Annotated in this window: 27 protein-coding genes; 11 read left to right on the plus strand and 16 right to left on the minus strand. The window is 62.4% G+C overall.

Annotation, left to right across the window (positions count from 1 at the left end; translation table 11 throughout):
• Position 1 precedes the first annotated feature (1 nt).
• The 3 genes from G8767_RS11965 to G8767_RS11975 all read left to right on the plus strand — a co-directional run bounded on the left by G8767_RS11965 (position 2) and on the right by G8767_RS11975 (position 2,378).
• Positions 2-1,222, plus strand: a complete 1,221-nt coding sequence (locus G8767_RS11965) for an LCP family protein (RefSeq protein WP_172436508.1) — start codon at positions 2-4, stop codon at positions 1,220-1,222.
• A gap of 99 nt (positions 1,223-1,321) precedes the next feature.
• Positions 1,322-1,792: a hypothetical protein gene (locus G8767_RS11970; protein WP_166810264.1), complete on the plus strand. Its 471-nt coding sequence runs from the start codon at positions 1,322-1,324 to the stop codon at positions 1,790-1,792.
• Between the two features lie 37 nt (positions 1,793-1,829).
• Positions 1,830-2,378: a ferritin gene (locus G8767_RS11975; RefSeq protein ID WP_095969459.1), complete on the plus strand. Its 549-nt coding sequence runs from the start codon at positions 1,830-1,832 to the stop codon at positions 2,376-2,378.
• A 19-nt stretch (positions 2,379-2,397) separates the two neighbouring features.
• On the opposite strand, the gene G8767_RS11980 is transcribed toward G8767_RS11975, so the two are convergent.
• Positions 2,398-3,339, minus strand: coding sequence for a cytochrome c oxidase assembly protein (locus G8767_RS11980; RefSeq protein ID WP_166810265.1), 942 nt, complete (start codon positions 3,337-3,339; stop codon positions 2,398-2,400).
• A 126-nt stretch (positions 3,340-3,465) separates the two neighbouring features.
• On the opposite strand from G8767_RS11980, the gene G8767_RS11985 reads away from it, so the two are divergent.
• Positions 3,466-4,110: a thioredoxin domain-containing protein gene (locus G8767_RS11985; protein WP_166810435.1), complete on the plus strand. Its 645-nt coding sequence runs from the start codon at positions 3,466-3,468 to the stop codon at positions 4,108-4,110.
• Here the strand turns inward: G8767_RS11985 and G8767_RS11990 are convergent, their stop codons facing one another.
• From G8767_RS11990 to G8767_RS12000, 3 genes are read right to left on the minus strand one after another with little or no spacing between them, the layout of a single operon-like run.
• On the minus strand, positions 4,111-5,058 hold the full coding sequence (locus G8767_RS11990) for a M56 family metallopeptidase (protein WP_166810266.1): 948 nt from the start codon (positions 5,056-5,058) through the stop codon (positions 4,111-4,113).
• A complete protein-coding gene (locus G8767_RS11995) occupies positions 5,055-5,414 on the minus strand; it encodes a BlaI/MecI/CopY family transcriptional regulator (protein WP_019746375.1) in 360 nt (119 codons plus the stop codon). The genes G8767_RS11990 and G8767_RS11995 overlap by 4 nt, the downstream gene beginning before the upstream one ends.
• A gap of 28 nt (positions 5,415-5,442) precedes the next feature.
• Entirely contained in the window at positions 5,443-6,066 is a 624-nt protein-coding gene (locus G8767_RS12000) for a M23 family metallopeptidase (RefSeq protein WP_095969456.1), read from the minus strand.
• Positions 6,067-6,245: 179 nt separating this feature from the next.
• Here G8767_RS12000 and G8767_RS12005 point away from each other — a divergent pair, with 179 nt between their 5' ends.
• Positions 6,246-7,172 (plus strand): cation diffusion facilitator family transporter, encoded by a 927-nt coding sequence (locus G8767_RS12005; protein ID WP_095969455.1) that lies wholly within the window; start codon positions 6,246-6,248, stop codon positions 7,170-7,172.
• 154 nt (positions 7,173-7,326) lie between these two features.
• On the plus strand, positions 7,327-7,872 hold the full coding sequence (locus tag G8767_RS12010) for a ferritin (RefSeq protein ID WP_024487904.1): 546 nt from the start codon (positions 7,327-7,329) through the stop codon (positions 7,870-7,872).
• Here the strand turns inward: G8767_RS12010 and G8767_RS12015 are convergent.
• The 4 genes from G8767_RS12015 to G8767_RS35785 are packed head-to-tail and all read right to left on the minus strand — an operon-like array spanning position 7,869 to position 11,414.
• On the minus strand, positions 7,869-8,687 hold the full coding sequence (locus tag G8767_RS12015) for an alpha/beta fold hydrolase (protein WP_095969454.1): 819 nt from the start codon (positions 8,685-8,687) through the stop codon (positions 7,869-7,871). The genes G8767_RS12010 and G8767_RS12015 overlap by 4 nt on opposite strands.
• 53 nt (positions 8,688-8,740) lie before the next feature.
• Entirely contained in the window at positions 8,741-9,655 is a 915-nt protein-coding gene (locus G8767_RS12020) for a DUF5926 family protein (RefSeq protein WP_166810267.1), read from the minus strand.
• 11 nt (positions 9,656-9,666) lie between these two features.
• Entirely contained in the window at positions 9,667-10,431 is a 765-nt protein-coding gene (locus G8767_RS12025) for a glycerophosphodiester phosphodiesterase (protein WP_095969452.1), read from the minus strand.
• Positions 10,428-11,414, minus strand: coding sequence for a DUF4328 domain-containing protein (locus G8767_RS35785; RefSeq protein WP_166810268.1), 987 nt, complete (start codon positions 11,412-11,414; stop codon positions 10,428-10,430). Before G8767_RS35785 ends, G8767_RS12025 begins: the two co-directional genes overlap by 4 nt.
• Positions 11,415-11,829: 415 nt before the next feature.
• Here G8767_RS35785 and G8767_RS12035 point away from each other — a divergent pair, with 415 nt between their 5' ends.
• Both G8767_RS12035 and G8767_RS12040 read left to right on the plus strand, forming a co-directional pair.
• Entirely contained in the window at positions 11,830-13,605 is a 1,776-nt protein-coding gene (locus tag G8767_RS12035; protein WP_166810269.1) for a hypothetical protein, read from the plus strand.
• Between the two features lie 21 nt (positions 13,606-13,626).
• Positions 13,627-14,556, plus strand: a complete 930-nt coding sequence (locus tag G8767_RS12040; RefSeq protein ID WP_166810270.1) for an LLM class F420-dependent oxidoreductase — start codon at positions 13,627-13,629, stop codon at positions 14,554-14,556.
• Positions 14,557-14,571: 15 nt separating this feature from the next.
• On the opposite strand, the gene G8767_RS12045 is transcribed toward G8767_RS12040, so the two are convergent.
• The 3 genes from G8767_RS12045 to G8767_RS12055 all read right to left on the minus strand — a co-directional run bounded on the left by G8767_RS12045 (position 14,572) and on the right by G8767_RS12055 (position 17,111).
• Positions 14,572-15,168 carry a hypothetical protein gene (locus G8767_RS12045; protein ID WP_235171010.1) on the minus strand — a complete coding sequence of 199 codons (597 nt, stop codon included), beginning with the start codon at positions 15,166-15,168 and terminating at the stop codon, positions 14,572-14,574.
• Between the two features lie 112 nt (positions 15,169-15,280).
• Positions 15,281-15,994 carry a peptide-methionine (S)-S-oxide reductase MsrA gene (gene msrA / locus G8767_RS12050; RefSeq protein ID WP_166810271.1) on the minus strand — a complete coding sequence of 238 codons (714 nt, stop codon included), beginning with the start codon at positions 15,992-15,994 and terminating at the stop codon, positions 15,281-15,283.
• Positions 15,933-17,111 carry an acyltransferase gene (locus G8767_RS12055; RefSeq protein ID WP_166810272.1) on the minus strand — a complete coding sequence of 393 codons (1,179 nt, stop codon included), beginning with the start codon at positions 17,109-17,111 and terminating at the stop codon, positions 15,933-15,935. The genes msrA and G8767_RS12055 overlap by 62 nt, the downstream gene beginning before the upstream one ends.
• A 260-nt stretch (positions 17,112-17,371) precedes the next feature.
• On the opposite strand from G8767_RS12055, the gene G8767_RS12060 reads away from it, so the two are divergent.
• Positions 17,372-17,995, plus strand: a complete 624-nt coding sequence (locus tag G8767_RS12060) for a superoxide dismutase (RefSeq protein ID WP_003944189.1) — start codon at positions 17,372-17,374, stop codon at positions 17,993-17,995.
• A 5-nt stretch (positions 17,996-18,000) separates the two neighbouring features.
• Here G8767_RS12060 and G8767_RS12065 read toward each other — a convergent pair whose 3' ends face one another.
• The 4 genes from G8767_RS12065 to G8767_RS12080 form a co-directional block, all read right to left on the minus strand.
• Positions 18,001-19,341: a hypothetical protein gene (locus G8767_RS12065; RefSeq protein WP_166810273.1), complete on the minus strand. Its 1,341-nt coding sequence runs from the start codon at positions 19,339-19,341 to the stop codon at positions 18,001-18,003.
• A 43-nt stretch (positions 19,342-19,384) separates the two neighbouring features.
• Positions 19,385-20,533, minus strand: coding sequence for an AI-2E family transporter (locus G8767_RS12070; RefSeq protein WP_095969445.1), 1,149 nt, complete (start codon positions 20,531-20,533; stop codon positions 19,385-19,387).
• Positions 20,523-21,095 (minus strand): HdeD family acid-resistance protein, encoded by a 573-nt coding sequence (locus G8767_RS12075; protein ID WP_095969444.1) that lies wholly within the window; start codon positions 21,093-21,095, stop codon positions 20,523-20,525. Before G8767_RS12075 ends, G8767_RS12070 begins: the two co-directional genes overlap by 11 nt.
• Before the next feature lie 156 nt (positions 21,096-21,251).
• Positions 21,252-22,601 carry a DUF1254 domain-containing protein gene (locus G8767_RS12080; RefSeq protein WP_166810274.1) on the minus strand — a complete coding sequence of 450 codons (1,350 nt, stop codon included), beginning with the start codon at positions 22,599-22,601 and terminating at the stop codon, positions 21,252-21,254.
• Positions 22,602-22,766: 165 nt separating this feature from the next.
• Between G8767_RS12080 and G8767_RS12085 the strand changes: the two genes are divergently transcribed.
• Positions 22,767-23,294, plus strand: a complete 528-nt coding sequence (locus tag G8767_RS12085) for a hypothetical protein (RefSeq protein WP_003944138.1) — start codon at positions 22,767-22,769, stop codon at positions 23,292-23,294.
• 294 nt (positions 23,295-23,588) lie between these two features.
• Entirely contained in the window at positions 23,589-24,302 is a 714-nt protein-coding gene (locus tag G8767_RS12090) for a TMEM165/GDT1 family protein (RefSeq protein WP_166810275.1), read from the plus strand.
• 3 nt (positions 24,303-24,305) lie between these two features.
• Here G8767_RS12090 and G8767_RS12095 read toward each other — a convergent pair whose 3' ends face one another.
• Positions 24,306-25,331 carry an Lrp/AsnC family transcriptional regulator gene (locus G8767_RS12095; protein ID WP_166810276.1) on the minus strand — a complete coding sequence of 342 codons (1,026 nt, stop codon included), beginning with the start codon at positions 25,329-25,331 and terminating at the stop codon, positions 24,306-24,308.
• Between the last annotated feature and the right edge of the window lie 72 nt (positions 25,332-25,403).

Raw genomic sequence — 25,403 nt, forward strand, 5'->3', positions numbered from 1 at the left:
GATGCCGCCGGAGGGGCCGACGGTCATTCGCCGCGACGGACGTCCACCGCAGCAGAATCCGGCCAATCAGGCCTGGTCACAGGTCCCACCACAAGCGCCGCAGCAACCCAGGCGTGAGGACTGGGCGCCGACCCAACGCCCGCAGCCGTTCCAGGACGACCCCCGCCGTCGGGATCCGCAGCGCCAGGCCAAGTACGCACCCGCGCCGCCGCGTCGAACCCCGCCGAATGCCCCACCGCGCCCGCCTGAACCCCCGAAGCAGCGACGCCCGCGTAAGCGTCGTAGCTGGGGTAAACGTATCGGCATCACGTTGTTGGTGTTGCTGCTCGCGCTGGCCGGTGCGATCTATTACGTCGACAGTTCGCTCAATCGAATCGACGCGCTGCCCGACTACGCGGGACGCGTCGCCGATACTCCGGGCACGAACTGGTTGATCGTCGGCTCCGACAGTCGGGAGGGGCTCACCCCCGAGCAGGAGCAAGCTCTCGCGACGGGCGGTGACACCGGCCCCAAGCGCACTGACACGGTCATCCTGGTCCACGTCCCCAAGAGTGGGAAGACGACCATGGTCAGCATCCCCCGCGACTCGTACGTTCCGATTCCCGGCTACGGCTCCGACAAGATCAACGCCGCCTTCGCTTTCGGTGGTGCCCCCTTGTTGGTGCAGACCGTCGAGGAAGCAACGGGACTTCGCATCGACCACTACGCCGAGATCGGATTCAGCGGGTTCGCCGGCATCGTCGACGCCGTCGGTGGCGTCAACGTGTGCCTCGCACAGCCGATCGACGATCCGCTGGCCGGGATCAACCTCCCCGCCGGATGCCAGGACTTGAAGGGTTCGGACGCACTCGGGTTCGTGCGAACTCGAGCGACGGCACTCGCCGACCTCGACCGCATGAACAACCAGCGCCAGTTCATGTCGGCGTTGCTGTCGAAGGCGACAAGTCCGAGTACATTCCTCAATCCGTTCCGGTTGTGGCCGCTCGTCTCCGATACCGCAAAGTCCCTGCAGGTCGACGAGGGCGATCACATCTGGAATCTGGCCTCACTCGCCTGGGCGCTTCGCGGCGGGATGACCACCACGACGGTTCCGGTCGCCGGTTTCGAGGACGTGGACGGGTCGGGCAACGTGTTGTTGTGGGACAAGGCGCGCGCTTCGCAGTTCTTCGACGCCCTGGCCGACGATCAGCAGATTCCGCAGGATCTGATCACCACCGGGTGATCGCCCTGAGTTTCGGTAGTACCCCGGGAGGACGGGCCGAGCGAACAAATCGCTTTCCGGCAGGACGCGAAAGCTGCGGCCGAAAAATACCGTGAAGGTATGAATAAAGCGCACCGCCGATTCCGCACTGTCGCCGTCATCGCCGCCTCGGCCGGAGCGGCACTACTGGCAACGTCCTGCTCCGCAACCTTCGACAAGTTCGACGATTCCAAGGCATACAAGAAGACCGAAACCTTCTCTTTTGCACGGACATCCAACGGAATCGACACACTGCCGAGTTGGGTTCCCGCCGGCGCGACGGGTATCGACGAGGTCATCCGCACCACCGGCAACGAACGTATCCTGCGCATGACTGCGAACATCGCAGAGATAGATCACAACGTCTGCACAGCACTACCTGCTGTCGAAGCTCGTCCGGCGTCGCTGTCCGCACAGTGGTGGCCGGCGGGGGTCGAGAAGAGCAGCTCGTTCCAGTGCGGCGACTGGTACGTCGGCGAAACGGACTCGTTCGTCTACGGGTACCGACCGGAAACTCTCGGCTTCATCATCGATCAGCTCGACAAGAAGTAGCTCCCGCTCAGCGGCGACGACCCAGTAACCTGTTGGGATGACACAGGCGAAGAACTCGAGCGAATTCACCACTCTGCTGCGTCAGCAGATCCGTAACGAGTTCACTGCATCACAGCAGTACATCGCGGTAGCGGTGTACTTCGATGCTCACGATCTTCCGCAGATGGCCGCGCGCTTCTACAGCCAGGCCACCGAGGAGCGCGGTCACGCGATGATGATGATCCAGTACCTGCTCGACAACGACCTCGACGTGGACGTGCCCGGCATCGACGACGTCGTGACGAAGTTCGACAGTGTCCGGGCACCGGTCGAACTGGCGCTCGAGCAGGAGAAGACGGTCACCGAGCAGATCACGCAGTTGGCGCGCACCGCGCGCGATACCGGCGACTACCTGGGTGAGCAGTTCATGCAGTGGTTCCTCAAGGAGCAGGTCGAGGAAGTTGCAAGCATGACAACACTTCTCACCATCGTCGACCGCGCCGGCGACAACCTCTTCCACCTCGAAACGTTTGTCGCACGCGAGATGAACACCCCGGCCGCTGCCGACGCAATGGCGCCGACGCCCGCCGGCGGCGTCGGCGTCTGAGGACCACCGGGCTACCGGGCTACCGAGTCTCTGGCCGCTCGACGGCGCTCAGTGATCTGAGGAAATTGTTGTACGCCTCCAGATCACTGTCGCCGTCGATCTCGGCGCGACGGTCCAAGGCGGCATTCATCCGTTTGTCGTCGCGGTTCCAGCGCATCGCGAAGATCACGACCACCACCAGCGCGACGGGCTCACCGTACGACCACGCGAGGGCTCCGGCCAACTGCTGGTCCTGCATCACGTCCACGCCCCACTCCGGAGGCGGATCCACGAACGTGGTCAGCAGCGGCTTTGTCGCCATCATGAGTACGACGCCGATGAACACGTGCAGCGGCATCTCCACGAACAGGTCGAAACACCGGCCGAGGTAGCTCTGTCGCACCGGCAGTGGGCCGGTGGCGAGCACCGGCATGATGAAGAGCAGACCGCTGGCGAGAAAGAAGATCTCGAGCGAGACGTGTCCGGCCGGTAACGCCGAGACGGTGTCGAAGATCGGCGACAGGTAGATCCCGTAGTAACTGAACAGAAATACCGGGATCGTGAACCCGGGGTGCAGCATCCACCGCGCCGGCGGGCTACGCAATGCCGAGAGGGCAAGCGCAAGAACGCCTCTCCCTATCCCTCGGTGCGGCGTCGAACGCAGTAGCAGCAGTCCCGGCGAGCCCAGTACCCAGAGCGGCGGGATCGCCATCGAGAGCGTCAGGTGTTGGAACATCCAGACGCTGAAGAGTTCGTAGCCGTAGCTCTCGACCTTCAGTCCGGTTACCGCGATCAGCAGCAGGCATCCACCCAGGAAACACGCTGTCCGATGCCACGGCCATGGTCGCCCACTCGCGCGAACTCGCTGAGCCCCGGTCCAATACCAGAGTGCAAGAACAACTCCCAGCACAGGAAGAAGCGGGAGGGCCGAAGTATCCCACTCCAGCATCTGCCCGATCGACGGCGGCGGCGTGTCATTCACGAACGCTTCACCAGCGGGCCCTCCTTCGTCTCCATGCGGGTACCGTCGACTCTACACCTAACTACTATGTTGGATAGTATTTAGGAATTCGACGGAAGGTCCAGGTGCACAGCAGTGTCCAGAAGTATGAAGATATCCGCCGCCCCGATCGCGGTGTTCGCGGTAGCACTGATCACGTTCATCACCATCGATCCGATCAGGGCGGACAACGAGAGCACCGATCGGGCGGCACAATCCACCGCCGTCCTCACCGACGACGCGTACCGGTTGACCTCGGCCGCCGACGGCAAGGTGAATCTTGTCGAGTTCCTCGACTTCGAATGCGAAGCCTGCCGCGCGCTGTACCCGACGATGGAGCGAATCAGAGCCGAGTACGAGGATCGAATCACCTTCGGCATCAGATACTTTCCGATTCCGAGTCACACCAACAGCGCTCTCGCGGCGCAGGTCGTCGAATCCGCGTCTCGCCAGGGCAAGTTCGTCGAGATGTATCAACGGATGTACGAGACTCAGTCGCAGTGGGGTGAATCCGCCGAATCGCAGGAGGCACTGTTCCGCTCCTACGCACAAGATCTCGGCCTGGACATGACCCGATTCGAATCCGACCTCAGCAGCCGCGGAGTCCGCGAGCGGGTCGAGCGCGACTTCGAGGAAGGTCGACGCCTCGGCGTCCAGGGCACGCCGACCCTCTTTCTCAACGACGTGAAGCTGGACCAGATGCCGACCTACGAAGATCTGAAAGCCCAGATCGACTCGGCTTTGGGAGAATGATCAGGTCAGAACAGCGCAGATACCCGCGGAGACGGCCACCGTCACGGCTGCGGCAACGGCCGTCGTGACAGCGGCCGGCACACACGCCGCCACGGCGCAGGTCAGTCGCCGGGGCGACGCCACCTCGCCGTTGTCGAGGGAACGCAATCGCACCGCGGTCGCACCGCCGCGATCGCCCAAACTCCAGTCCGGCTGAGGAAGCGGCGATTTCGACACCACGGCAAGGGCGGAACGCACTGCAGCCGGACTGGTGACGCGGGCAGCGTGCCGGTCGGCCGACAGTTCCACGATCGCACCGACGGCAGCGGGCGCCGCCGCGAACAACGGCACGCGTGGCAGAACAGCGGCCAAGACTTCACACGCACCGACGATTCGGTGATGACCGCCGCTCAGGTGCGCACGCTCGTGCGCGAGGACCGCGTCACGCTCGCCCCCGGTAAGAGCGGATGACAAGCCTTGTGTCGCAACAACAAATCCAGGCTTTCCGGCGACACTGTAGGCCATCGGCAGCGGATGATCCAACCACAACACGTCGGACTCCGAGTTGTCGCGGCGCGCGACGATCGAGAGAACATCACGATGGAAATCCCGGACCCTCGCGTGCTCACGCGCTTGTTTACGTCCGGCGAGCACGATCCGAACACCGATCGAACCGACCACGCCAACGGCTGTGCCGGCGATCAGTTCACCCACCCACGAGCTCGTGCCGTGCGCGAAGGCGCTGAAACACCTAGCGATACCGTCGACCAGGCCCTCGACCGGCGCGTGGCTCGGCCACACCAGGACCAAGACCGCGGAGAGAGCGAGATACAGCGCCGACGCCATACTGCCGAGCCATGCCGCGAGCAGCACTGTCGGTGACAACGCCGAGGAGACCGCTCGCAGCACTCTCGGAACCAGGAATCCCACGAACACCGCACCGAGAAGCATCGGCAACGCCAATGTCATTGCGCACCTTCCCCGGAAAGACCCCGGCGCAGGGCCTCGTTCTCGGCGTCCGTCATGGTCTTGGCGAAGTGCAGCAGCACGGCAGCGGAATCGGAGCTGCTGTCCAACAATTCGCGCAAAGCCCTGGACGTGGCTTCTTCACGACTGCGACTCGGCCGATAGAAGTAGGCGCGACTCTTCTTCTCACGACTCACCCACCCCTTGTCGTAGAGATGAGTCACGACGGTCAGGATGGTGGTGTACGCGAGTTGTCGGCGCTCACCCAAGATCTCGACCAGATCCTTGACCGAGAGCGCGTCGTCGGACTGCCAGAGCACATCCATGACCTCGGCTTCGAGTCCGCCCAGCCCCTGCATTGCTCCTCCATCGCGTCGTGACAGAACTTCAGTCGCCCGCGGTCTTCTCCCCGAACGACACGCCCCGGGAATTCAGATACGCGAGCGGATCAGTCTTCTGCCCGTCAGATTGCCACACCTCGTAGTGCAGGTGTGGTCCCGTCGATTGTCCACGATTGCCGACGGTCGCGATCAGTTCACCCGCCCGCACCTTCTGACCGGCGACCACGAGCGCCTCGTTGATATGTCCGTAGACGCCGACGGTCCCGTCGTCCTGCTGGATGCGGACCCAGAGCCCGAACCCCGCGGCGGGTCCGGATTCGAGCACGACACCGTCGGTCGCCGAAACGATGGGCGTACCGATCGCGTTCGCGATGTCGAGACCGTAGTGGGTAGTTCCCCAGCGTGGACCGAAGTTGGACGTCATCGTCCCGCTGACGGGGGCCATCACCTGTGGCTTTTCGGCCTCGAACACCGCCCGCTCGGATTCGAGTTGTCTCGTCTTACCGAGTTGTTCGGCTATCCCGGCAAGATCCGTCGTCCGGACAAGGTCGAGAATCTCCGGCACCGACACTGCAGATGCATCCTCGACTGCAACCGGCGGCGGCGACGCGTGCCCGATCGATGTGCCAGACGCGAGGATTGCGCCCGTCGCCACGGAAACCGCAGCCATGCGCCCGCCGGGTCTGATCGGCTCGGATTTTCGATGTCTTCCCACTTCTCGGTCCTCGCGTCGATGGCAAATGAAGGTCTACGCCGCAACCTTACAACTATGTTGCATAGTTTTTAAGACATGCACTATTGCGCATATATTCATATGTGTCTAGGCTGACGTCGACGAAAGGACCTTCGATGTCACACGGACACGGGCACGGAATCTCCCCCGCCGAAGCTGCGACCAGCAACAGCGGCAAGCATGTCAACAAACTGTGGATCGCCGCCGGCCTCGGGTTGGTGACGTTCGTGCTGCAGGTGACGGTCGGCCTCTTCACCTCGTCGCTGGCACTGCTCTCGGACTCGGCGCATGTTTTCACCGACATCTTCGGCATCTTCATGGCGCTCGCCGCAATCCTCGTCGCACAGCGTGCGGCGCGGCGCCCCGACCGAACTTTCGGCATGTATCGCACGGAAGTGTTTGCGGCACTGGCCAATGCGATCCTGCTCTTCGCAGTCGCCGGGTGGGTGCTCTACGAGGCGGCCAGCCGCTTCTCGGATCCGCCCGAAGTCCCAGGCCTGCCCGTCGCGATAGTCGCCGTCGTCGGTTTGGCGATGAACGTCATCGCCTTCCTGATGCTCCGCAGCGGCGCGAAGGAAAGCATCAACATCCGCGGCGCCTACCTCGAGGTCATGGCAGACATGGTCGGATCCATCGGCGTCCTGGTCAGCGGCTTGGTCACGCTCGCGTTCGGTTGGCGCTACGCCGACCCCGTCATCGGCGTCGCCATCGGACTTTTCGTCTTGCCACGTGCCTTCAACCTGGGCCGCCATGCCGTCCGCATCTTGCTCCAGCAGGCTCCCGATCGCATCGACGTCACCTCGATCATCGAGAAGATCAACGCACTCCCGGGAGTCCTCGACGCACACGATCTGCACGTCTGGACACTCACCTCGGGGATGGAAGTTGCTTCCGTTCACGTCACCGCGGTCAGTGACGCCGATCCCACTACCGTGCTCGCGGCCACCCAAACCTTGCTGGCCGAGGATTTCGAACTGGGGCATGCCACCGTCCAGGTGGAACTACAGGGAAGTGACGGTAAATGCGCGGAACTCGCCTGGTGAAAAGGATATTTCTCAATGAAACATTCGATTTCACACCAATGGATAACCGCACCGAATTCGAAGAGAAATTAGGTCTTCTTTAGTTTGGGAACGCTTACCACAATAAGGTCAGACTGGGGTGACAGGGCCCCTGACCTGCACTATCTTGGAATTCATGACTTCTGGGGAGACTCACATGACCAAATTCCACGCACTACTCCGAGACCAGATTCGCAACGAGTTCAACGCTTCGCATCAGTACATCGCGACAGCGGTTTACTTCGACAATGCTGATCTGCCACAGCTGGCAAAGCACTTCTACAAGCAGGCTGTAGAAGAGCGTAACCACGCCATGATGATCGTTCAGTATTTCCTCGATCGCGACATCAACGTCGAACTCACCGGCGTCGACGCTGCGAAGGCCGACTTCAAGGATGCTCGTGAGCCCATCGCTCTCGCGCTGACGCAGGAGAAGACGGTCACCGAGCAGATCGTCCAGCTCGCGAGCACCGCCCGCGAAGAAGGCGACTACCTCGGCGAGCAGTTCATGCAGTGGTTCCTCAAGGAACAGGTCGAGGAAGTTGCAAGCATGACAACACTTCTCACCATCGCGGACCGCGCAGGCGCCAACCTGTTCGACCTCGAAGATTTCGTTTCCCGCGAGATGAGCACCGTCGGTGACACCACTGGTGCGCCGAACGCAGCGGGCGGAACCATCTAGCCTGCAGCACTCACAGATTTCGCCCTCGAGCCGAACGGTTCGCTTCCTGCCAGCAGGATCGAACTGATCAGCTCGGGGGCATCTGTCATCGGTACGTGCCCCAGGCCGGGCAAAACCATCAACTTCGCCTGCGGGAACGGCTTTTTCACGCGCTGCGCTTGATACACGGGCAGAATGAGATCGCGTCGACCCCACGCAACCGTCACCGGCACAGTGGGATCCACGATGGGCGGCAGCACGAAGTCCATCTCGAGACCGAGATCGACGAGTTCGTTGGACACGAGCGAACGGCAGTCGGCCAACGCCGCCGCATAACCGACGTGACTCGGATGAGCGAAGAATGCGGCGAGCGCCGGATAGCGAATCAGCTTGTACCGCAATGCGCGTGGCAGACCATCACCCATGAGCTTGGCCGTGCCGCGCAGTGCACGGAACGTGTTGATCGCACGCACCTGATCGAGGTGATTGACAAAGAACCCCGCCGGCGAAAGAGCTGTAGCCGACGCGACGTCACCGCGCGCTGCCAGCGAGAGTGCAATCCATCCGCCGAGTGAGTTTCCGGCGACGTGGGCGCGCTCCCCCGCCGGAGTCACCTCCTTGACGAACTCGCTCACATCGTCGATCAGCTGTCCCATGACATCCGGGCCGAGTTCGGGCAGCAGCGACTCTCCGTGACCCGGCAGGTCGACAGTGACGACGCGGCGGTACGGCGTCAGCTGGTCCACAAGCGAATCCCACGCCTGCCGTCGATGGACGATGCCATGGACGAGCACAAGCGTGGGACCGCTACCGGAGATGTCGTGCGACAAAGTCATGCCGCCAACATTAACCGTAACTTTGCGTAACGCCTATAGTTCTGGCGAAAAAATCAGCGCAGCGTGACCTGGCGTCCGCGCAGGCCGTCGCGCGAGCGCAACTCGGCCGAGTTCAGCGGAGCGTCGACGGCCAGCGCCTCGGCAAGACGCTCACCGAGCTCGACGGTTGCCGCTACCCACTCGTTTGCATGCTTTTCGCGGTCAAGGTCGAAGACCGGGACCAACAGGCCGTGGGTACGGAACGAGCCTGCGTAGCGCGAGCCCTCACCCAGGTGCAGCCCACCGGTCGCGTGCACGCGCGCCAGCGCGAGCATCAGATCGTCTTCGCTCTCGGGGCGAACCCAACGCAGGTGCGCCTTCTCGCCGGCGTCGACCCACCACGCGGCAACGAGGCCGTCACCTTCGAGGCGTGCAGACGGCATGATCGCCGAGTTGGCGTGCTGCACGGTGGCGGCAACCTCGGGATCGGTTTCGACGCCCTCGGGGATCCACCAGTTGAAGTCCTGGTGCACCGTGATGTCGAGCAGAGCCGAGGGATCGACAACCGCGGTGACTGCGGGTGTCTCGGAATCGGGGTTCGCGGCAGAAAGCGCGTCGCCGGGGGCTGCGTCCTTGATCCAGTTCACCGAAGCCGCGAGGTCTGCGCCGAGGTCGGCAGAGTGCGCCTGAACCTGCACACCGACAAATCCGGTGGCCGTCTCGCCCTCGTCGCGAACGAGTGCGGCAACAGCGCCGGGGAGGACCGTCGCCAACGTGACGGGACGGTCGGAGCCGATGACCGGCAACGGAGCCGTGGCGGACGGAACGAATTCGCGCAGCGCGACCAGATCGCACTCGGCGGCAAGGCCCTCGAACGGGCGGTTCACTGCGCCGGCAGCGGCTTCACGCTCTGCTTGGCGTGCCGCCAGCTTCTCTGCGCGTGCGCTGCCCTGCTTCGGTCCACTGTTTCTTTTGCTCTTCTTGGCCACGAGGGCAAAATCTACACGCTGCCCAGCCATTGCTTCGTGCGCCCGGGATGGTTGGTTGCGACCCAACTGACCCCGAGCTCACGACACAGGTCCACATCCGCCTTGTCGTCGACGGTCCAGCAGTACGTCGCGCGCCCCGCCGCGGCAGCTCGATCGACCAGATCGGGATGTTCACGCAGCGCCTTGATCGACGGCCCGATCGCCGTGGCGCCGACAGCCGTCGACGCACCACCGCCGAGGTACCGCGACGCGTCACCGAGCAGGACCGTCGGCAGCAGCGGCGCCGAACGACGCACTCGCCAGACGGCAGTAGCCGAGAAAGACATGACGACAGCGCGAGAGTGGTCGGCCGACGGCGGCGACGCGATCCCGAAGCGGTGCAATTCCGCGAGAAGTTTTGCTTCGACCAAGCCGCCGAACCGTACGGGGTGCTTGGTCTCGATGAACAGCTTCACCGGCCGCGCGAAATCCAAGGCGAGGGTGATGAGGTCGGAGAGAGTCAGCAGTTCGGCCGGTTCGCTCGTCGACCCGTAGTCCAGAGCGTTCAGCGAGTCGAGCGTCATCTCGCTGACGATCCCCGTGCCGCTGGAGGTTCGGTCGACCTTGCGATCGTGAACGCAGACCAGGTGTCCGTCGCGGGTGAGCCGGACGTCGCATTCGAGCCCGTCGGCGCCCTCCTCCAGTGCCAATTCGTACGCGGCGAGGGTGTGCTCGGGCAGCGCAGCCGACGCACCTCGGTGCGCAACGACGAGTGGACCGCGACGATCTGGACTCACAGGGCAGCGGTCTCCTTCTCTTCCAGCACCGACTTTTCTTCCAGCACCGAGCGCGGCACTGGCACCCATCGGGTTTCCGATTCGGGTTCGCCGCGCCAGCTCTTGCGCTCGATCCGGCGAATCACGACGAGCGTCAACGCCGCGGTGACGGCAGCGACCAGTGCGATGAAGGCGTTCAGCAGTACCCCGTCGGCCATTGCCTGAATACCCGGACGTGATCGCCAGTACGCGTTGACCACCAGCAACAGAGCGCTGAATCCCCAGAAGCCCCACCAGATCTTCACAAGCAGAGTTCCGCGCGGATCGCGGCGGACCAACTCGAGGACATAAACGGCCGGCATCACCAGGTTGAGGATCGGCACAGCGCAGCCGACGACCACTTCCGACGCTGTGCGTGGATCGGATTCACGGGCACCCGCGAAGTGTTCACGACGCCGACGAAGCAGCCAGCACACAGCGGCGATTGCCGCGAAGACGGAGATCAGCAGTCCACCCAGCTGAGTGAAGTAGACGGCAGCGTCGGAGACCGTGAGCAGCCACTGCGGGATCAGCGTGGTGCGGTTACGCACCAGGATCGCGTATCTGCCCAGTTCGGCGAACACAGCCAGTCCGTAGAAGATGGTCGCGAGCGTCAGCAGCGGCCCGACTCGGTCGGCCATGCGGTCCGCACGCGAGGGCGGCACCGGTGCGGTGTCGACGACGTCGTGGAGTCCCCACTGCGGGACGGCGTCGTATCGCGGCGTGGCGAGGTTACGACGCACTGGTGCGTCCCCCACTCCGCGTGGATCGGACGGGGAGCGCGCGATCCAGCGGAAGCCACGACGGTTGGGCGGTTGGTAGATCTCGGTGCGGGTGGGGATCAGCAGGACGCCGCTGCAGCGCGGGCACCACTGAGTCGGGCCGCCGACTCCGTTGCGCAGCGTTGGGCCGCCGAGGACGGGCCAGCGCGCGGCGCATCGGGCGCAGACCTGAACGACACTCACAACTTCGATTCTGTCACGCCGTATCGGTAACGGCAGCAAATGGATTCACTCCCGATTTGTGATCGAACCTCCACCCCGTTCACCTGCATTGTTCGAATAATGTGACCTCCACCACTTAAAAACTCGAGTTATCCACAGTTTCCACAGGTTCATCCACAGTTCTGGATGAATGAAACGGGCTTTATCCACAGGTCACGGGCAAGACCCTGAGAATTTGCTGACAGGTGTTAGCGAACGATGCACAGGCTCGAGGATGAATTTGACACCGCAGGTCAGTGAACTTTTGGGCGCCGGCGTCATTTTATCCCGGCAAAGTTCACAATGCATTCAGAAATTGCTCCCGAAAAGACAGAAAAGACCGTTATCCCCTTTTTGCCGAAGACCTGTTTTGACACACCTGGAAGCATGGCCGTCGATGACTTCTCCACAGCCCGAGCCAACTCTGACGTTCACCCCGAAACGGGTAGCGCAACTCGCGTTCGTGTTGATCGGATGTCAGCTCGTCATTCGTGCCTGGGTTGCCACGAGCAATTACTTCTACTGGGACGACCTCATCCTGATGGGCCGCGCAGGACGCTTCCCTCTCTTCTCGAGCGAACTCCTGCTCTACGACCACGACGGTCACTTCATGCCCGCGGCCTTCTTCTTCACCGGGTTGATCACCCGCATCGCGCCGTACAACTGGGCGCTGTCGGCGGCACTGCTCGTCATCGGTCAGGCCGCAGCGTCGTTAGCGCTTCTGCGCACTCTTCGGTTGGTCCTTGGTTGGCGACCGGCGCTGTTGATTCCGCTGGTGCTGTATCTCTTCGTCCCGCTGACGCTTCCGGCGTTCTCGTGGTGGGCAGCCGCGCTCAATGCGTTGCCGCTCCAGATCGCGCTGGCCTGGGCATGCGGCGACGCAATCAAGCTGTACCGCACCGGGCATGTGCGCTACGTGTTCTCGGGCACCGCGGTTTTTGTCGTCTCCTTGCTGTTCTTCGAGAAGGCGGTGCTCGTTCCGTTCGTGGCACTCGCTTTCCTGGTGCTGTACTTACGCACACAAGGTGAAGGAACGCCGATACGAAGTGCGATCAAGAAGTGCCGACGCCTGTGGACGGCCTGCGCCGCCGTGCTCGCGATCTGGATTCCGGTGTATCTGACCACTGTCGAATCACCGATCACCGGATACGGCCGTTCCATGTCCACCGAACTGCTGCATCACGGCACGTCTTTGGGGATGCTTCCCACTCTTCTCGGCGGCCCCTGGCGCTGGGAGCGGTGGATCCCCAGCCCCGCCTGGGCCGATCCACCGACGGCCTTGGTAGTCGCGGCCTGGGCCTTGCTGCTGACGACGGTCGTGATGACAGTGCGTGCCCGACGCGGCGCTGCCTGGATCTGGGCCTCCGCCACTCTGTACTTCCTGGCCTCCGTGGTGGCGATGACCGCTACCCGATCCGACGCCGACACCACCTACGAGTTGGCGCAGACCTTGCGTTACTTCACGGATTCAGCGACGGTGTTCGCCCTCGCCGCCACCCTGATACTCGCTGCGCCTCGGCGGCGTCCGTCTCGGATACCCGTCGCAGTCGCCGCTGGGTTGTCGGCGCTCTTCGTTGTCAGTTCGCTCGTCTCGACCGTCACGTTCGTCGACATCTGGCGCGAGAACCCGACTCGCGACTACCTCGCGAATGCGCGAATGTCGTTGTCACAGAATCAGGATGCTCCACTGCTCGAGCAACCCGTCGCGATCCAGGTGCTCCTTCCCGTCGCCTTTCCGAACAATTTGGCAAGCAACGTTTTCGCGCCGCTGCCTGATCGCCCCGAATTCTCTTCCAGCACTCCGATTCTGCGCACCATCGACGACAGTGGCCAGATCGTCGATGCCGAAGTGACCTGGACGAGAAGGATTCTCGAAGGGACGACACCGAACTGCGGCACCCGCGCCGAAGGCCCGACCGAACTACCCCTCGACGGTCCCTTGGCCGGCTGGGAATGGACGGTTCAGCTCAATTACCTCGCGAGCGCCGACGGAACGATCGATGTTGCGTTGGAAGCCGGCGACGCAGTATCCGTACCCGTGACGCAGGGTTTGCACTCGGCATTCGTGCGCCTGGTCGGCCACGGAAACAGCGTGAAGATCACGCCGACAACGCCGGGACTGACCCTGTGTTTCGGCGCCGGACAAGTCGGTGCCGTCGTCCCGACCCAGTGAAATAGTGGCAGAGTAGAAGTCATGGAGCTGCGTATATTCACCGAACCCCAGCAGGGCGCTACCTACGAACAACTACTGACTGTTGCCCAGACCGCCGAAAAACTCGGCTACGGCGCATTTTTCCGCTCGGACCACTATCTCGCCATGAATTCCGACGGCCTTCCCGGACCCACCGACGCATGGATCACGCTCGCCGGAATCGCCCGCGAAACGTCCACCATCCGCCTCGGCACTCTGGTGACGTCGGCTACGTTCCGTCACGCCGGTCCGCTGGCCATCTCGGTCGCACAGGTCGATCAGATGAGTGGTGGCCGCGTGGACCTCGGCATCGGTGCCGGCTGGTACGAGGAAGAGCACCAGGCGTACGGCATCCCGTTCCCGGCGCTCAAGGATCGCTTCGAACTGCTCGAGGAAACTCTCGACGTCGTGACCGGCCTGTGGCGTACGCCGGTGGGCGAGACGTTCGATTACGACGGTAAGCACGTGCAGATCAAGAACTCTCCCGCGCTTCCCAAACCGCACCAGGTCGACGGTCCGCCGATCCTGATCGGTGGCACGGGCAAGAAGAAGACTCCGGCGCTCGCCGCTCGGTTCGCGAACGAGTTCAACATCCCGTTCAAGTCCCTCGAGGAAACGAAGGCCATCTTTGCGCGGGTACGTCAGGCTTGCGTCGACATCGAGCGTGATCCGAACGAATTGGTGTACTCCAACGCTCTCGTCCTGTGCTGTGGCCGCGACGAGGCGGAGATCAAGAAGCGCGCCGAGGCTATCGGACGCGACGTGGACGAGCTACGTGAGAACGGTCTGGCCGGAACGCCTTCGGAGCTGGTCGACAAGATCGGCACTTTCGCCGAGGCCGGTTCACAGCGTGTGTATCTGCAGACTCTCGATCTCGCCGACCTGGATCATCTCGAACTCGTCGCAAGCGAGGTCATGCCCCAACTGCAGTGAGAAATGGGCCGGGATCTACAGCGCGTTCGCGTCGAGGAACGCGCGTAGGTCTCGGTCCCACTGGGCCGAGCGGGACCGGTCGAGAAATACCCGCACCAGCATGAACGCGATGACCAGCAAGGACATCACGCTGAACCAGGTGAAAACCCCGGTCACCACGGCTGCGACGTCGGCAGCGCTCTGAGTGATCGGCGCTACGGTCTTGTCGCCCTTGTCGTTGACGTAGATAGAGATCTCGGTACCGGCCGGCGTCGTGGAGTCGACGGTGATGTCACCCGTGTGAACCTGACCGTTCCAGTTCCACTGCGCGCTGGCCATTTCGGTGGTCGGCGCAATGTAATCGGCTGTCGATGCGGTGGTCTGCGTCGAATCTGCGGTCGTCGTCGCCGTGATGCTGTGCAATTCGGCGGATTGTTTGGCGATCAGTGCGTTCTGGCTCGAGGCCGTCGCAGCGCCCGCCCATACTGCGATAGGCAGCAGAAGAATCGCGAAAATGATCAGACCGAAGGACATGAATCCTTCGATCCGATCACTGCGGCGAACCATCGGATCGTGGCCTACATGAATGGTGCGTCGGAGCAGCGACGCAGTTCCTCGCGTACTACCTGACATTATGAGCTCAGTTCTCTCGACGACACACTCTTACATCGAGATTCCCTTTGTTTCGATCTAGTTGCAAGTGTTAACGAGCTGAATCACATGTGTCCTCCAACACCTGTTCCAGTTATTCGCTCGGCGGAAGGATGTCCGTCTGCGCCGGGACCTGGTCCTGACGGAGCAATCCGACCGGGCAACTGACGCCGGTGGCATGCACCGGGCAGTAACCGCCGGGATTCTTCGCCAGATATTGCTGGTGGTAATCCTCCGCGTAGAAGAAGTCGCGCAGCGGACCGATTTCGGTGGTGATCGCGCCGTATCCGGCTTCGGCAAGTCGTTCCCCGAAAGCGACAGCCGACGCATGAGCGATTTCTTCCTGCTCCGCGGACGTCGTGAAGATTGCCGACCGGTACTGCGAGCCCTGGTCGTTACCCTGACGCATCCCCTGCGTCGGATCGTGGTTCTCCCAGAAGTGCGCCAGGATCTGCTCGTACGAGATCACTGCGGGATCGAAGACCACCAGCACCACTTCGGTGTGACCGGTACGGCCGGAGCACGTCTCTTCGTACGTCGGATTGGGAGTGAAGCCGCCCGCGTAACCCGCAGCAGTCGTGTACACACCGGGAAGCTGCCAGAACTCCTTCTCGGCACCCCAGAAACAACCCAAGCCGACGACGACGGTCTGCAGTTCGGCCGGAAACGGCGGCGTCAACGGATGCCCGTTGACGTAGTGCGCGGTAGGTACCGGCATTTTCTGCTCTCGCCCGGGGAGAGCGTCCTCAGGCGCGATCAGCGTGGATTTTGCGGACGCTCGTCCCAGAATGTCGTCGTACCAGCTCATGCTTCGATGCTACGCGCGAGCGACTGTTTCGCCACGCCGTGATCGCGCGGGCGCCGGGCAGTTCCACCCACCGGTAGCCGATTTCTGCTACCGCGGCCGTGGCCAGAAGGAATAATGCAAACGCCAGCGTCGGTCCGACGTATAGAACAGTGTTCTCGACGACGCGGTACAGGATCAGCGTGTGCACGAGATAGATGACGTAACTGCGCGTCGAGAGCCACGTCACGACCGGCCAACGCGTCGGGACGCCGTCGTAGCGGCCGATGAGGACAACCGCTGCGGCGACTACCGAGATGGTCCACAGATAGTGCTCGCCGGCCCAGTACACGCGGAACTGGGTCGCCACGATGATGACGTGCATCTGGACGAGGACGGCGACGATCAGCCAGCGGCCGGGAGCGAGCTTCGCCCATGCGAGGTACATGATCTGGCCGAGGAAGACGGCAGGCAGCGTCGCGGCGATCTTGGACAGCATCGGCACGGTGTACGGCAACGGCGCGTAGACGTTGTAGAGCAGAACCAGTGAGCAGAGCGCACCACCGGCGAGCGGCATGACGATCGGGCGCAGGCGCAGTATCGGTCGAGCCGCGACGCAAGCGAGATAGAAGAGGAATTGGACGGTGAGCGTCCAGGTCACTCCGAGAACTGCCACCTCGGGCTTGAGAAAGAATCCGCCGAGAAAAAAGCTCATCAACGCTTCGGTATCGGAAATACCTTCCTGACCGCTGAACATTCCGTTGATTCCGAGGCGGACCAGAAGAATGGCAATCGCGGTTGCCACCCAGAATGCGGGCAGCAGTCGACTGAATCGGTTGGTCAAGAACTTTCCGGGACCGTCGCGAATCGCGGACCGCGTCACCAGAGCACCTGTGAGCATCATGAATACCGCGACGCCGACAAAAGAGAGATGTTGGTTGAGTTCGGCCGGCTCGATCAAAACGCCGTAGACGACGTCGATCACCCACCAACCCGAGCCGAGATCGTCGATGACGTAGAAAGAGATGTGGGAGTAGATCACGGCGGCAACCGCCAGGGCTCGCAGCAGGTCAGCGCCCGGAAGATTCACCCGAGGCGCGGCCGCCTCTGGTGATTCCGGGAGGAAAACTGGTGCGGGCATCGCGCAAGTTTAAGGTTCCGTTCACCTTTACGACGAATTTGCGCATATTAGCTTACCCTTAGATTGGACTGAGTTCGGTTTCCCGAACTTTATTCTTTGGTGATTACTACCTGAGCCGGACTGTTGCGGACGGTGTACGAATGTTATTGGGTGGAAACCCGAAGAATGATTTGCACATACGCGAGTGACGTCACGCCGTGACCGGTGATCGACGCACTCTAAAGCACCAGGGCTCACCAGCCCGCAAAGAAGGGACCCTCGTGTCTGTTTACACGCTGCCGGAACTCCCCTACGACTACGCAGCCCTCGAGCCGCACATCTCGGGCAAGATCATGGAGCTGCATCACGACAAGCACCACGCGGCTTACGTTGCCGGTGCCAACGCTGCACTCGAGAAGCTGGCCGAGGCTCGTGAGAACGACACCATCGCAGCGCAGGCCAACCTGCTCGAGAAGAACCTGGCGTTCCACCTCGGTGGCCACACCAACCACACCGTTTTCTGGAACAACCTCAGCGCTGACGGTGGCGACAAGCCCGAAGGCGAACTCGCCGCAGCGATCGACGACAACTTCGGTTCGTTCGATCTCTTCCGCGCTCACTTCTCCGCGAACGCCAACGCCATCCAGGGCTCCGGCTGGTCCATCCTCGCGTGGGACTCGATCGGACAGCGTCTGATCATCGTCCAGCTCTACGATCAGCAGGGCAACATCTCCATCGGCCTCACGCCGCTGCTGCTCCTCGACATGTGGGAGCACGCTTTCTACCTCGATTACCAGAACGTCAAGGGCGACTACGTCAAGGCATTCTGGAACATCGTCAACTGGAACGACGTTTCGGCTCGCTTCGACCGTGCACGTACCCAGACCGCAGGTCTGATCGTCTAGTCACGTTATTCTTGCGAACGGCGGCGCCTCACCAGGGGCGCCGCCGTTCGTGTCAGCAAAGCACCACCGAGCAGAACCGTCGTCGCTCCGAAGACCAATGCCAGTGTGCGAGTTCCGGAGTCACCGCTGCTCGCGCTGGTCTGATTCACAGCCACCGGATCCGACAGCACCGAGGTCAGCTGAACCTGCTGCGGAGTAGTCATCGCGGGAATACCGGATTTCGCCCCGTCGAGGCCCGTGACCAATGACTTGGCGATCCCTTGCAGCGTCGTGAATCCCTGGGTGATCTGATCGGTCACGTCACCGAGCATCTGCGGCGCCTGATCGGCGATCGGGATGAGGCCGTCGTTCAACTGTCCGGCAGCACTGCTCAGTTGATCGCTTGCTCCCTGCAGCTGCCCGACAGCGGTGCGGACTAGATCACCGAGCTCCGTATCGGGTCCGACGGAGCCACCCAACAGCGCCGGAACGGTGCCCAATTGCGCATTCAGCGCACCGAGATCCGAACTCACACCGGCCAGTTGCGCTGTCACGTCAGGCGGGATCGGAAGGCCGTTCAGCGCAGTCTGCAGCGTGTCGATTCGTGTCTTCAGTTCCGCGGTTTGCGACGACGCCTCCCCCAGCGTCAGGCCCAGTGAGTCCGCGCGCGTGGCCAGCTCTTCCGCCGATCCCGACGCCTGATCGACAACGCCGGACACCTGATCCGCGACGCTCATCAGCTCCAACGCCCCAGACCGTGCGGTCTCGAGGTAAGGCAGCAGAGTGCCTGCGCCTGCTTTCACCTGATCGATGGACTTTCCGGCCTCGTTAGTTCCGGCGACCAGAATCTGTGCGGTGGTGAGGTTTTGATCGATCGAGCGTCGGGCCGCCGACGTCTGAGCCAGCAGCCCCTTGATGCCGTCCGCGCCGACCTGCGCCGATACGGCCCGAGTCAGCTCGGCCGACTTCTCCGGATCCGAGCCCTTCACCTCGAGGTCGACGCTCGCCTGCCGTGGATCCATGCCGAACATCGACGCGACGGTTTCGCTGAAGTCTTCCGGCACCGTCAACGTCGCGAAGTAGTTGCCGTCGGGGTTGTCGACCACCTGGAAGTCGAAATCTTCGTTCTTGCCCAGGGTGTCCACCAGCGTCTCGCCCGCCCGAAGTTCCTTGCCGTCGAGCGTGGTTCCCGTGTCGGCGTTCACGATCGCGACGGTGTTCGAGGTGTCGGCACCGCCCGCGAAGATCACGAACCCGATCCCCGCCACCGCAGCCGCGACGATCGCGGCCACACCGCCCACCGCCAGCCGTCGACCGAGGCGTGACGGCCGGCGGTGGGAGTTTTCGGTGGTGTTCTCGGCGCTCATGGGCGAGACGATAAAGCAACAACTTGTAGAAACACTGAGAGCCCTAGTGTGCGGGCGTTGCCGGCTTTTCGGGCTCCTCGGGTTCCTCCTTCGGCATGTCCCGAGGCCCACTGATCAGAATATCCGCCCAGCGTGTGGCCGGGTCGATGTCGAGCAGGACGGCCTTCACCAACAACGAGAGCGGGATCGCCAGCAGCGCTCCGAGCGCCCCGAGAACCCACGACCAGAAGACAAGTGAGAGGAACGTCATCGTCACCGACAGCCCGACGGCGTCACCGACGAACTTGGGTTGAATGATGGACTGGATGACGAAGTTGATAACGGAGTAGACGACGATCACCCACAGCATCAGCCACGGCCCGCCCTGCAGGAGTCCCAGTAGCGCCGGCGGAATCACGCCGATGACGAACCCGATGTTGGGGATGTAGTTGGTGATGAAGGACAGCAATGCCCACAGAACGGGTAGCTGAATGCCCATGAGCCACAGCGCGCCACCGTCGAGTACCGCAACGATGAGGCCGAATACCGTCGAGACAACCAGGTACTTGCGGGTTCCGGCGGCAAAGGTGGAGAGCGCGTAGGAGATTTCGGGACGTTGCTCGGACAGCACGTGCAAACGCGAGCGGATGCTCATGCCGTCGAAGGCCATGAACAGCAACAGCGCGAGGATGAACACCAGATCCGACAGAATGCCGAGCAGGCCCTCCAGTCCGCTTTCGAGTACGCCCACCACCTTCGTGAGATCGATACTGCTGAGCGTGCTTTGAATCTGTTCCGTGCTCACTCCGAAGTCGGCCAACTTGTCGCGGCCCTCGTTGAGGAGATTGGTCATCTCCTCGGAGTACTGCGGCAGGATCGTCGCCAACTGGGCTGTCGACACGATCAACGACGCCGCCAACCCGAGCAGAATCAGGTACACGGTGACCAGTGAGCCGAGCATTCCGACCCACTTGGGCCACCCACGTCGCTGCGACCAATCCTGAATGGGCTGAACGGCAATCGTCAGCACCAGCGCAAGGAACACCGGTCCGAGGATGCCGCCGAACACCTTCATTCCACCGACGGTGACCACGGTGGCCGCGAGACCCAGGAGGACGATCAAACCACGAGGGATCGACCAGTTCTCACTGCCGGACAGCGTGGGGATCGGAGCGGGAGCCGCGACGGCCGGCTTTCCCTTCTTAGAGAACACCGGCTTCCTTTGCCCGGCTCCTGATCTGGAATGCACCCACGATCATGAAGAGGCCGAACAAGATTGCGTACCAACCCAACAACCAGATGAGGCTGATGATGCCCTCGCCTGGCGCGATGAGGAGAATGATGCCGAAAATGACCGCGAGCACCGATGCGGCGAGCAACCAACCCCAACTGGATCCGGGCAGCGCCTTCATCTTGAAGGCGCCGACAATTCCGAAGATTCCGAACATGATGGCGTAGAAGGCAATTATGTACAGCAGGACCAGCGCAGTGATGCCGGGCCAGACCAGCGCGACGATACCGGCGCCCACCGAAACGACGCCGGTGAATACCCACCATCCCCACGAACTCAGGTGTTCACGGTCCCTGATGGCCCGAACGATCGTGATCAAGCCGTCGGCAACGGAGTAGATGCCGAACAGGAAAACCAAGGCCACCACGGTGATTCCCGGCCACACGAGTGCGATGATTCCGAAGATCACGCCGAAGATTCCGCGGATCAGGATCATCCACCAGATCTCTTTGCCGTACTGCACGAACGGGTTCTGCGTGACCATCAGTAGCCTCCGAAGCAAGCGGGTGTCTCTGACCGATTCAACAGCTCTTCAAACAGGGCAATACCGACAGATCGTAGGGCGAGCGTGACCTTTCCGCCCGTCGAAACGCGCGGCTGATACCGAGTTGTGCTCTTCGGGTACGAAGCGAGAGGACCTTCAGCCTGCTTCCCGGATATTTGCTTCCCGAATACCGGGCGCGGTCCACGATCCCGAGAGGACTGCAGCCTTCGGCCAGTACAGGCGCAGAAAAACGTTGAAGTCACCGGACGGGGCCGGCAGCCAGTTCCGCTCCTTCTCACCACCAGGCGATTCGTGCTGGAGGTAGATGTCCAGGGAACCGTCGTCGGCAAACACCAGATCGCTTCGATCTCCGATGGCGTATCGGTCGATCGGGTTGTCCACGAAGAACTGTCGCTCGTTCATCATGGTGAGTGACCAGAATCCCTCGACCGGCGGCAGCTCGTCCTTCTCGAAATGCAGTACGTACTTCTTCGTGCCGGTCAGCGGCTTCCCGTCGACGTCCGTGGTGGCGTGCGGGTACACGGCATCAGCGTCGAGGTTGGCCCCGAAACCGAGCCAGACGATCAGAGCACGCTGAGCGTAATGAGTTCCGTAATGCCCCAAGCCGCGGTGCATCGTCCACCCGTTCTTCGGACTGCCCTCGGCCTCTTTGGCGATCTCACTGAGCACGTCCATCCCGGTTCGCGCCGCTCGGTCGAGCGCATCACGCACCTCTTGCGGACGCGACTTCCAGGGCAACGAGGAGCCGATTCCTATGTCGGAGAGCTGTTTCATCATCTCGGTGTCCTCCGGACGCGGAGGATTGTCGTCGAGAAGTGCATCGAGAGTGGTGAAGAAGGCCTCGCCGTCCATTGCGGCCACCTGGTCCACCGGCGGTGTGCGCGTGTCGACGGCAGGGTTCACCGGCACTTCCCCGGGCGTGTAGTCCTGTGGGTCACCCGTCCACTCCGACAGAGGAGTGAGTCGCGTCCGGTCCTGCAGGCTGTGCACTTCTGCCAGATCCGTTCCCCCTGCGGTCGCGTAGCGAGCGACTATCCAGTTCATCGCCGTCGGAGAACGCAGCAGCGTCAAACCCTTGGGCACGTTGCCTTTCCAATCCGGCCCGGCTACCAGATACGGTCCTCCGGTCCGCCCCACCGTCCGAGATCCCGGCACCGTGAACACGTCGCTCCACGCGTCGAGGATGGGTACAAGCCAGTACCGCGTGCCGAAGTCCGGCAGTGAGAGCACCTGCGGTTCCGTCGACACGTCCAACCACCCCGACGAATAGAGAGTGTCCGCATTGGGTGAGACGACATCGGTGAAGGACGCATCCGGCGTCGTTCGCGCGTAAGCGAACTGGTTGAGCGGGGCTTTCATCGCCACCGGCGAAGGCACCGCCGTCATGACATCCCGCGATACTGCCGCAATCAACAGTGGATATCCGAAGATCCACGCCTGCGTCGCCAGGTCTTCCAGCCGAGAACGGTTCTTCGACAGAGTCATGCCTGCGCATACCACCGCCCTCACCAGCGCAAACCTGGCTGGCACTCTCCCTGTCTTGTGTGCCAGTACCGAATGGGTGCATATTTCGATTACCCAACGAGGTGTGCCGGACCGACGCATGCGCGTCTGCCCGAGATTTGCCCCAGCACCGAGGGAGGAACAGAAATGAACAGAAACGAAGCAATAGGCATTTCTCCGTTCCAGGCAGCCGGATCGTTGCAGGGGTTCGTCATTTCCGGTCGTTGGCCGGACACCACCCAGGAGTGGGCGCAGCTTCTCGCATTGGCTGTCCGAGTGGCCTCGATGCCGGGTTTGTTGCCGACGACGACGGTCTTCGGGGTTCGCGAGGACGTTCCCGAAGACCCGCAGCCGGGCACCGTCGGTCTGGTGGTTGCCGAGGGGCCGGTGCTGGGCGATTTCGCCCTGACGCCCGGCCGCTTCTCCGATCATCAGCCACCGGCACTGATCATGCTGCACCCACCGTCGGAAACCACGCCCAGCCTGCCGGAATGCGAGGGCAGCGCATCGGGATGTGTACTACTTCCCGGCCTTCCCTACCTGGGTTTGGAGCATCGGGCGGCGTGGGTCGAAGCAGAGCCGGACGGCACTGTCGTTTCCATGATCAGTCGCGTCGGCATCGATCCGATCAGCGATCCCGACACCGCTGTTTTGGCCATGCTCCTCGCTTCGTGACGGTCTCGGTAAGCGATAAGTTCGGACTCCCAAACTTGCTGTGCGCTTTGCCAATTCGTTTCGACCGCGCTAACGTGGGTGGCAACGAAGGGGAGTAGCCCCCAATCGCCTGTGTCGACATACTGGTTCGACGCGCTCCGTCATGTGCGGATCGCGAAGCACCCGGCCTGGCGAACCGAAGGTCCTGAGGCCTCGGTGGGCGAGACCTTCGGCCGGACAAGCGCACCCACTGCGCCTGCCCAGGCCGGAGGCTCGCATTTTTCCTCCGACCCACACCGACCGGAGGAGTAAATCTTGCTTGCCGCAATACTTTTGAGTTTCGGCGTCATCTTCGTCGCGGAACTCGGCGACAAGTCGCAACTGATGGCAATGACGTTTGCCTTGCGCTATCGCTGGTGGGTTGTTCTCGGCGGTATCACCGTCGCCACCACTCTTGTTCACCTGGTTTCGGTCGCCGTGGGTCACTACCTGGGCGTCGCGCTTCCGACTGCGGCAATCTCCATCGTCGGCGGTATCGCGTTCCTGATCTTCGGCCTCTGGACCCTACGCGGTGACGATCTCACCGACGACGAGCAAAGCAAGGCCGGTCGCGTCACGCGATCCGCCTTCATTGCCGTCGCCTCGGCCTTCTTCCTGGCAGAACTCGGCGACAAGACCATGCTTGCCACCATCACCCTTGCGACCGACAACGACTGGATCGGCGTCTGGATCGGGTCGACGGTAGGCATGGTGGCGGCCGACGCTCTCGCCATCATCGTCGGCTCGGTGCTGGGCAAGCACCTTCCGGATGGATTCATCAAGATCGGCGCCGCGGTGCTGTTCTTCGTCTTCGGTGTCTGGCTTCTGCTCGAGGGCATCTTCCCGGACTCGTCGGCCGGCATCATCGGCGGTGGCGTTGTCCTGGCCGTGTCCGTGGTGGGTGCACTGGCTCGGATGATCTGGAAGCGCTCCCGTGCAACCGACACCGATACGCACCTCGTCGACGACAACCGGACCCCGATCGACTGAGGCTCAACGAAGCATGTCGCCGGCACCCCAAATCGCGACCGGCACATGACCTTCTGCCACCCCACTCGGTCCGAGCAGCTGCCCGAACCGCTTCATCGGGTACAGCGAGACACGTCGATCGAGGATCCGCACATTACCGATTCGACGTAGCCGATCCTCGACGACAAGACTCTGTGCGAGGCTGCTCAGCCACACGCTGATCAACATGTTGGCTGTTCCGGTGGTCGCCACCAGCAGCCGGGTCTCCGGCCAACTCGACACGAGTTGGCCGAGTTCGTCGGTGGAGCCGTCCACAGCGACGTCGAAGATCACTTCGAACGGTGAGCCGACGGCCTGTTGCGATACATCGCAACGAAAGATCAACTGGTGCGACGCGGTCAGTTGCGCCAGGCGCCGTCGAATCGCGGTCTCGTTCGTTTCACAGATCGCGGCCAGGCGCGCATAGCTGGCACGTCCGTCGCGGCCGAGCGCATCCAACAGGACACCGTCGGACTCGCGGAACACTGCCGGTGCCTCCGCCGCCTTTGTCGATGCCGGTGCCAGCTGAGCGCGACCGGCTTGCCCCAGAGCCCCCGGCTCCCAACTGAAGCCGTCTCGGTACACCTTCACCCCGACCCGGCTTCTGATCGACAGAATTCCAAGATCAGCAGCAAGGTGCTCACACACCAAAGCGTCCAAACTCTTCTGATCGGCGGCCACCACACCGACGAAGTACTCGAACTCGCCTTCCGTCCTGGCCAACAGATAGGCACAGGACAGTTGACGTAACCGCGCCCCCACCTCGGCAACCGAGTCCTGGGTGGAACTGATCATCAGATAGCCGAAGATGTGGGCTCGCCCGATGGCAACCGCGTTCACCCAGGCATGGCCGTCGGCGACGAGACGACGCCACCGCCGGGCGATCGTCGTCGAATCCATGTCGAGTACCGACGCCAGCTCAGTCCACGACGCGCGGGGGTTGAGCTGAAGTGCGTTGACGATCTCCAGGTCAGATTCCGCGATCACAAATGTGTCGGATTCCGGCTTCATCGGTCCAGTATTGCCGGATTGCTGCATTCTGACCGTTGATCACTGCGCATTTGCCAAAGATATGTGAATCAC

Origin of the sequence: Rhodococcus sp. IC4_135 (assembly GCF_011602025.1) — a bacterium.
Classification (GTDB): Bacteria; Actinomycetota; Actinomycetes; order Mycobacteriales; family Mycobacteriaceae; genus Rhodococcus_F; species Rhodococcus_F baikonurensis.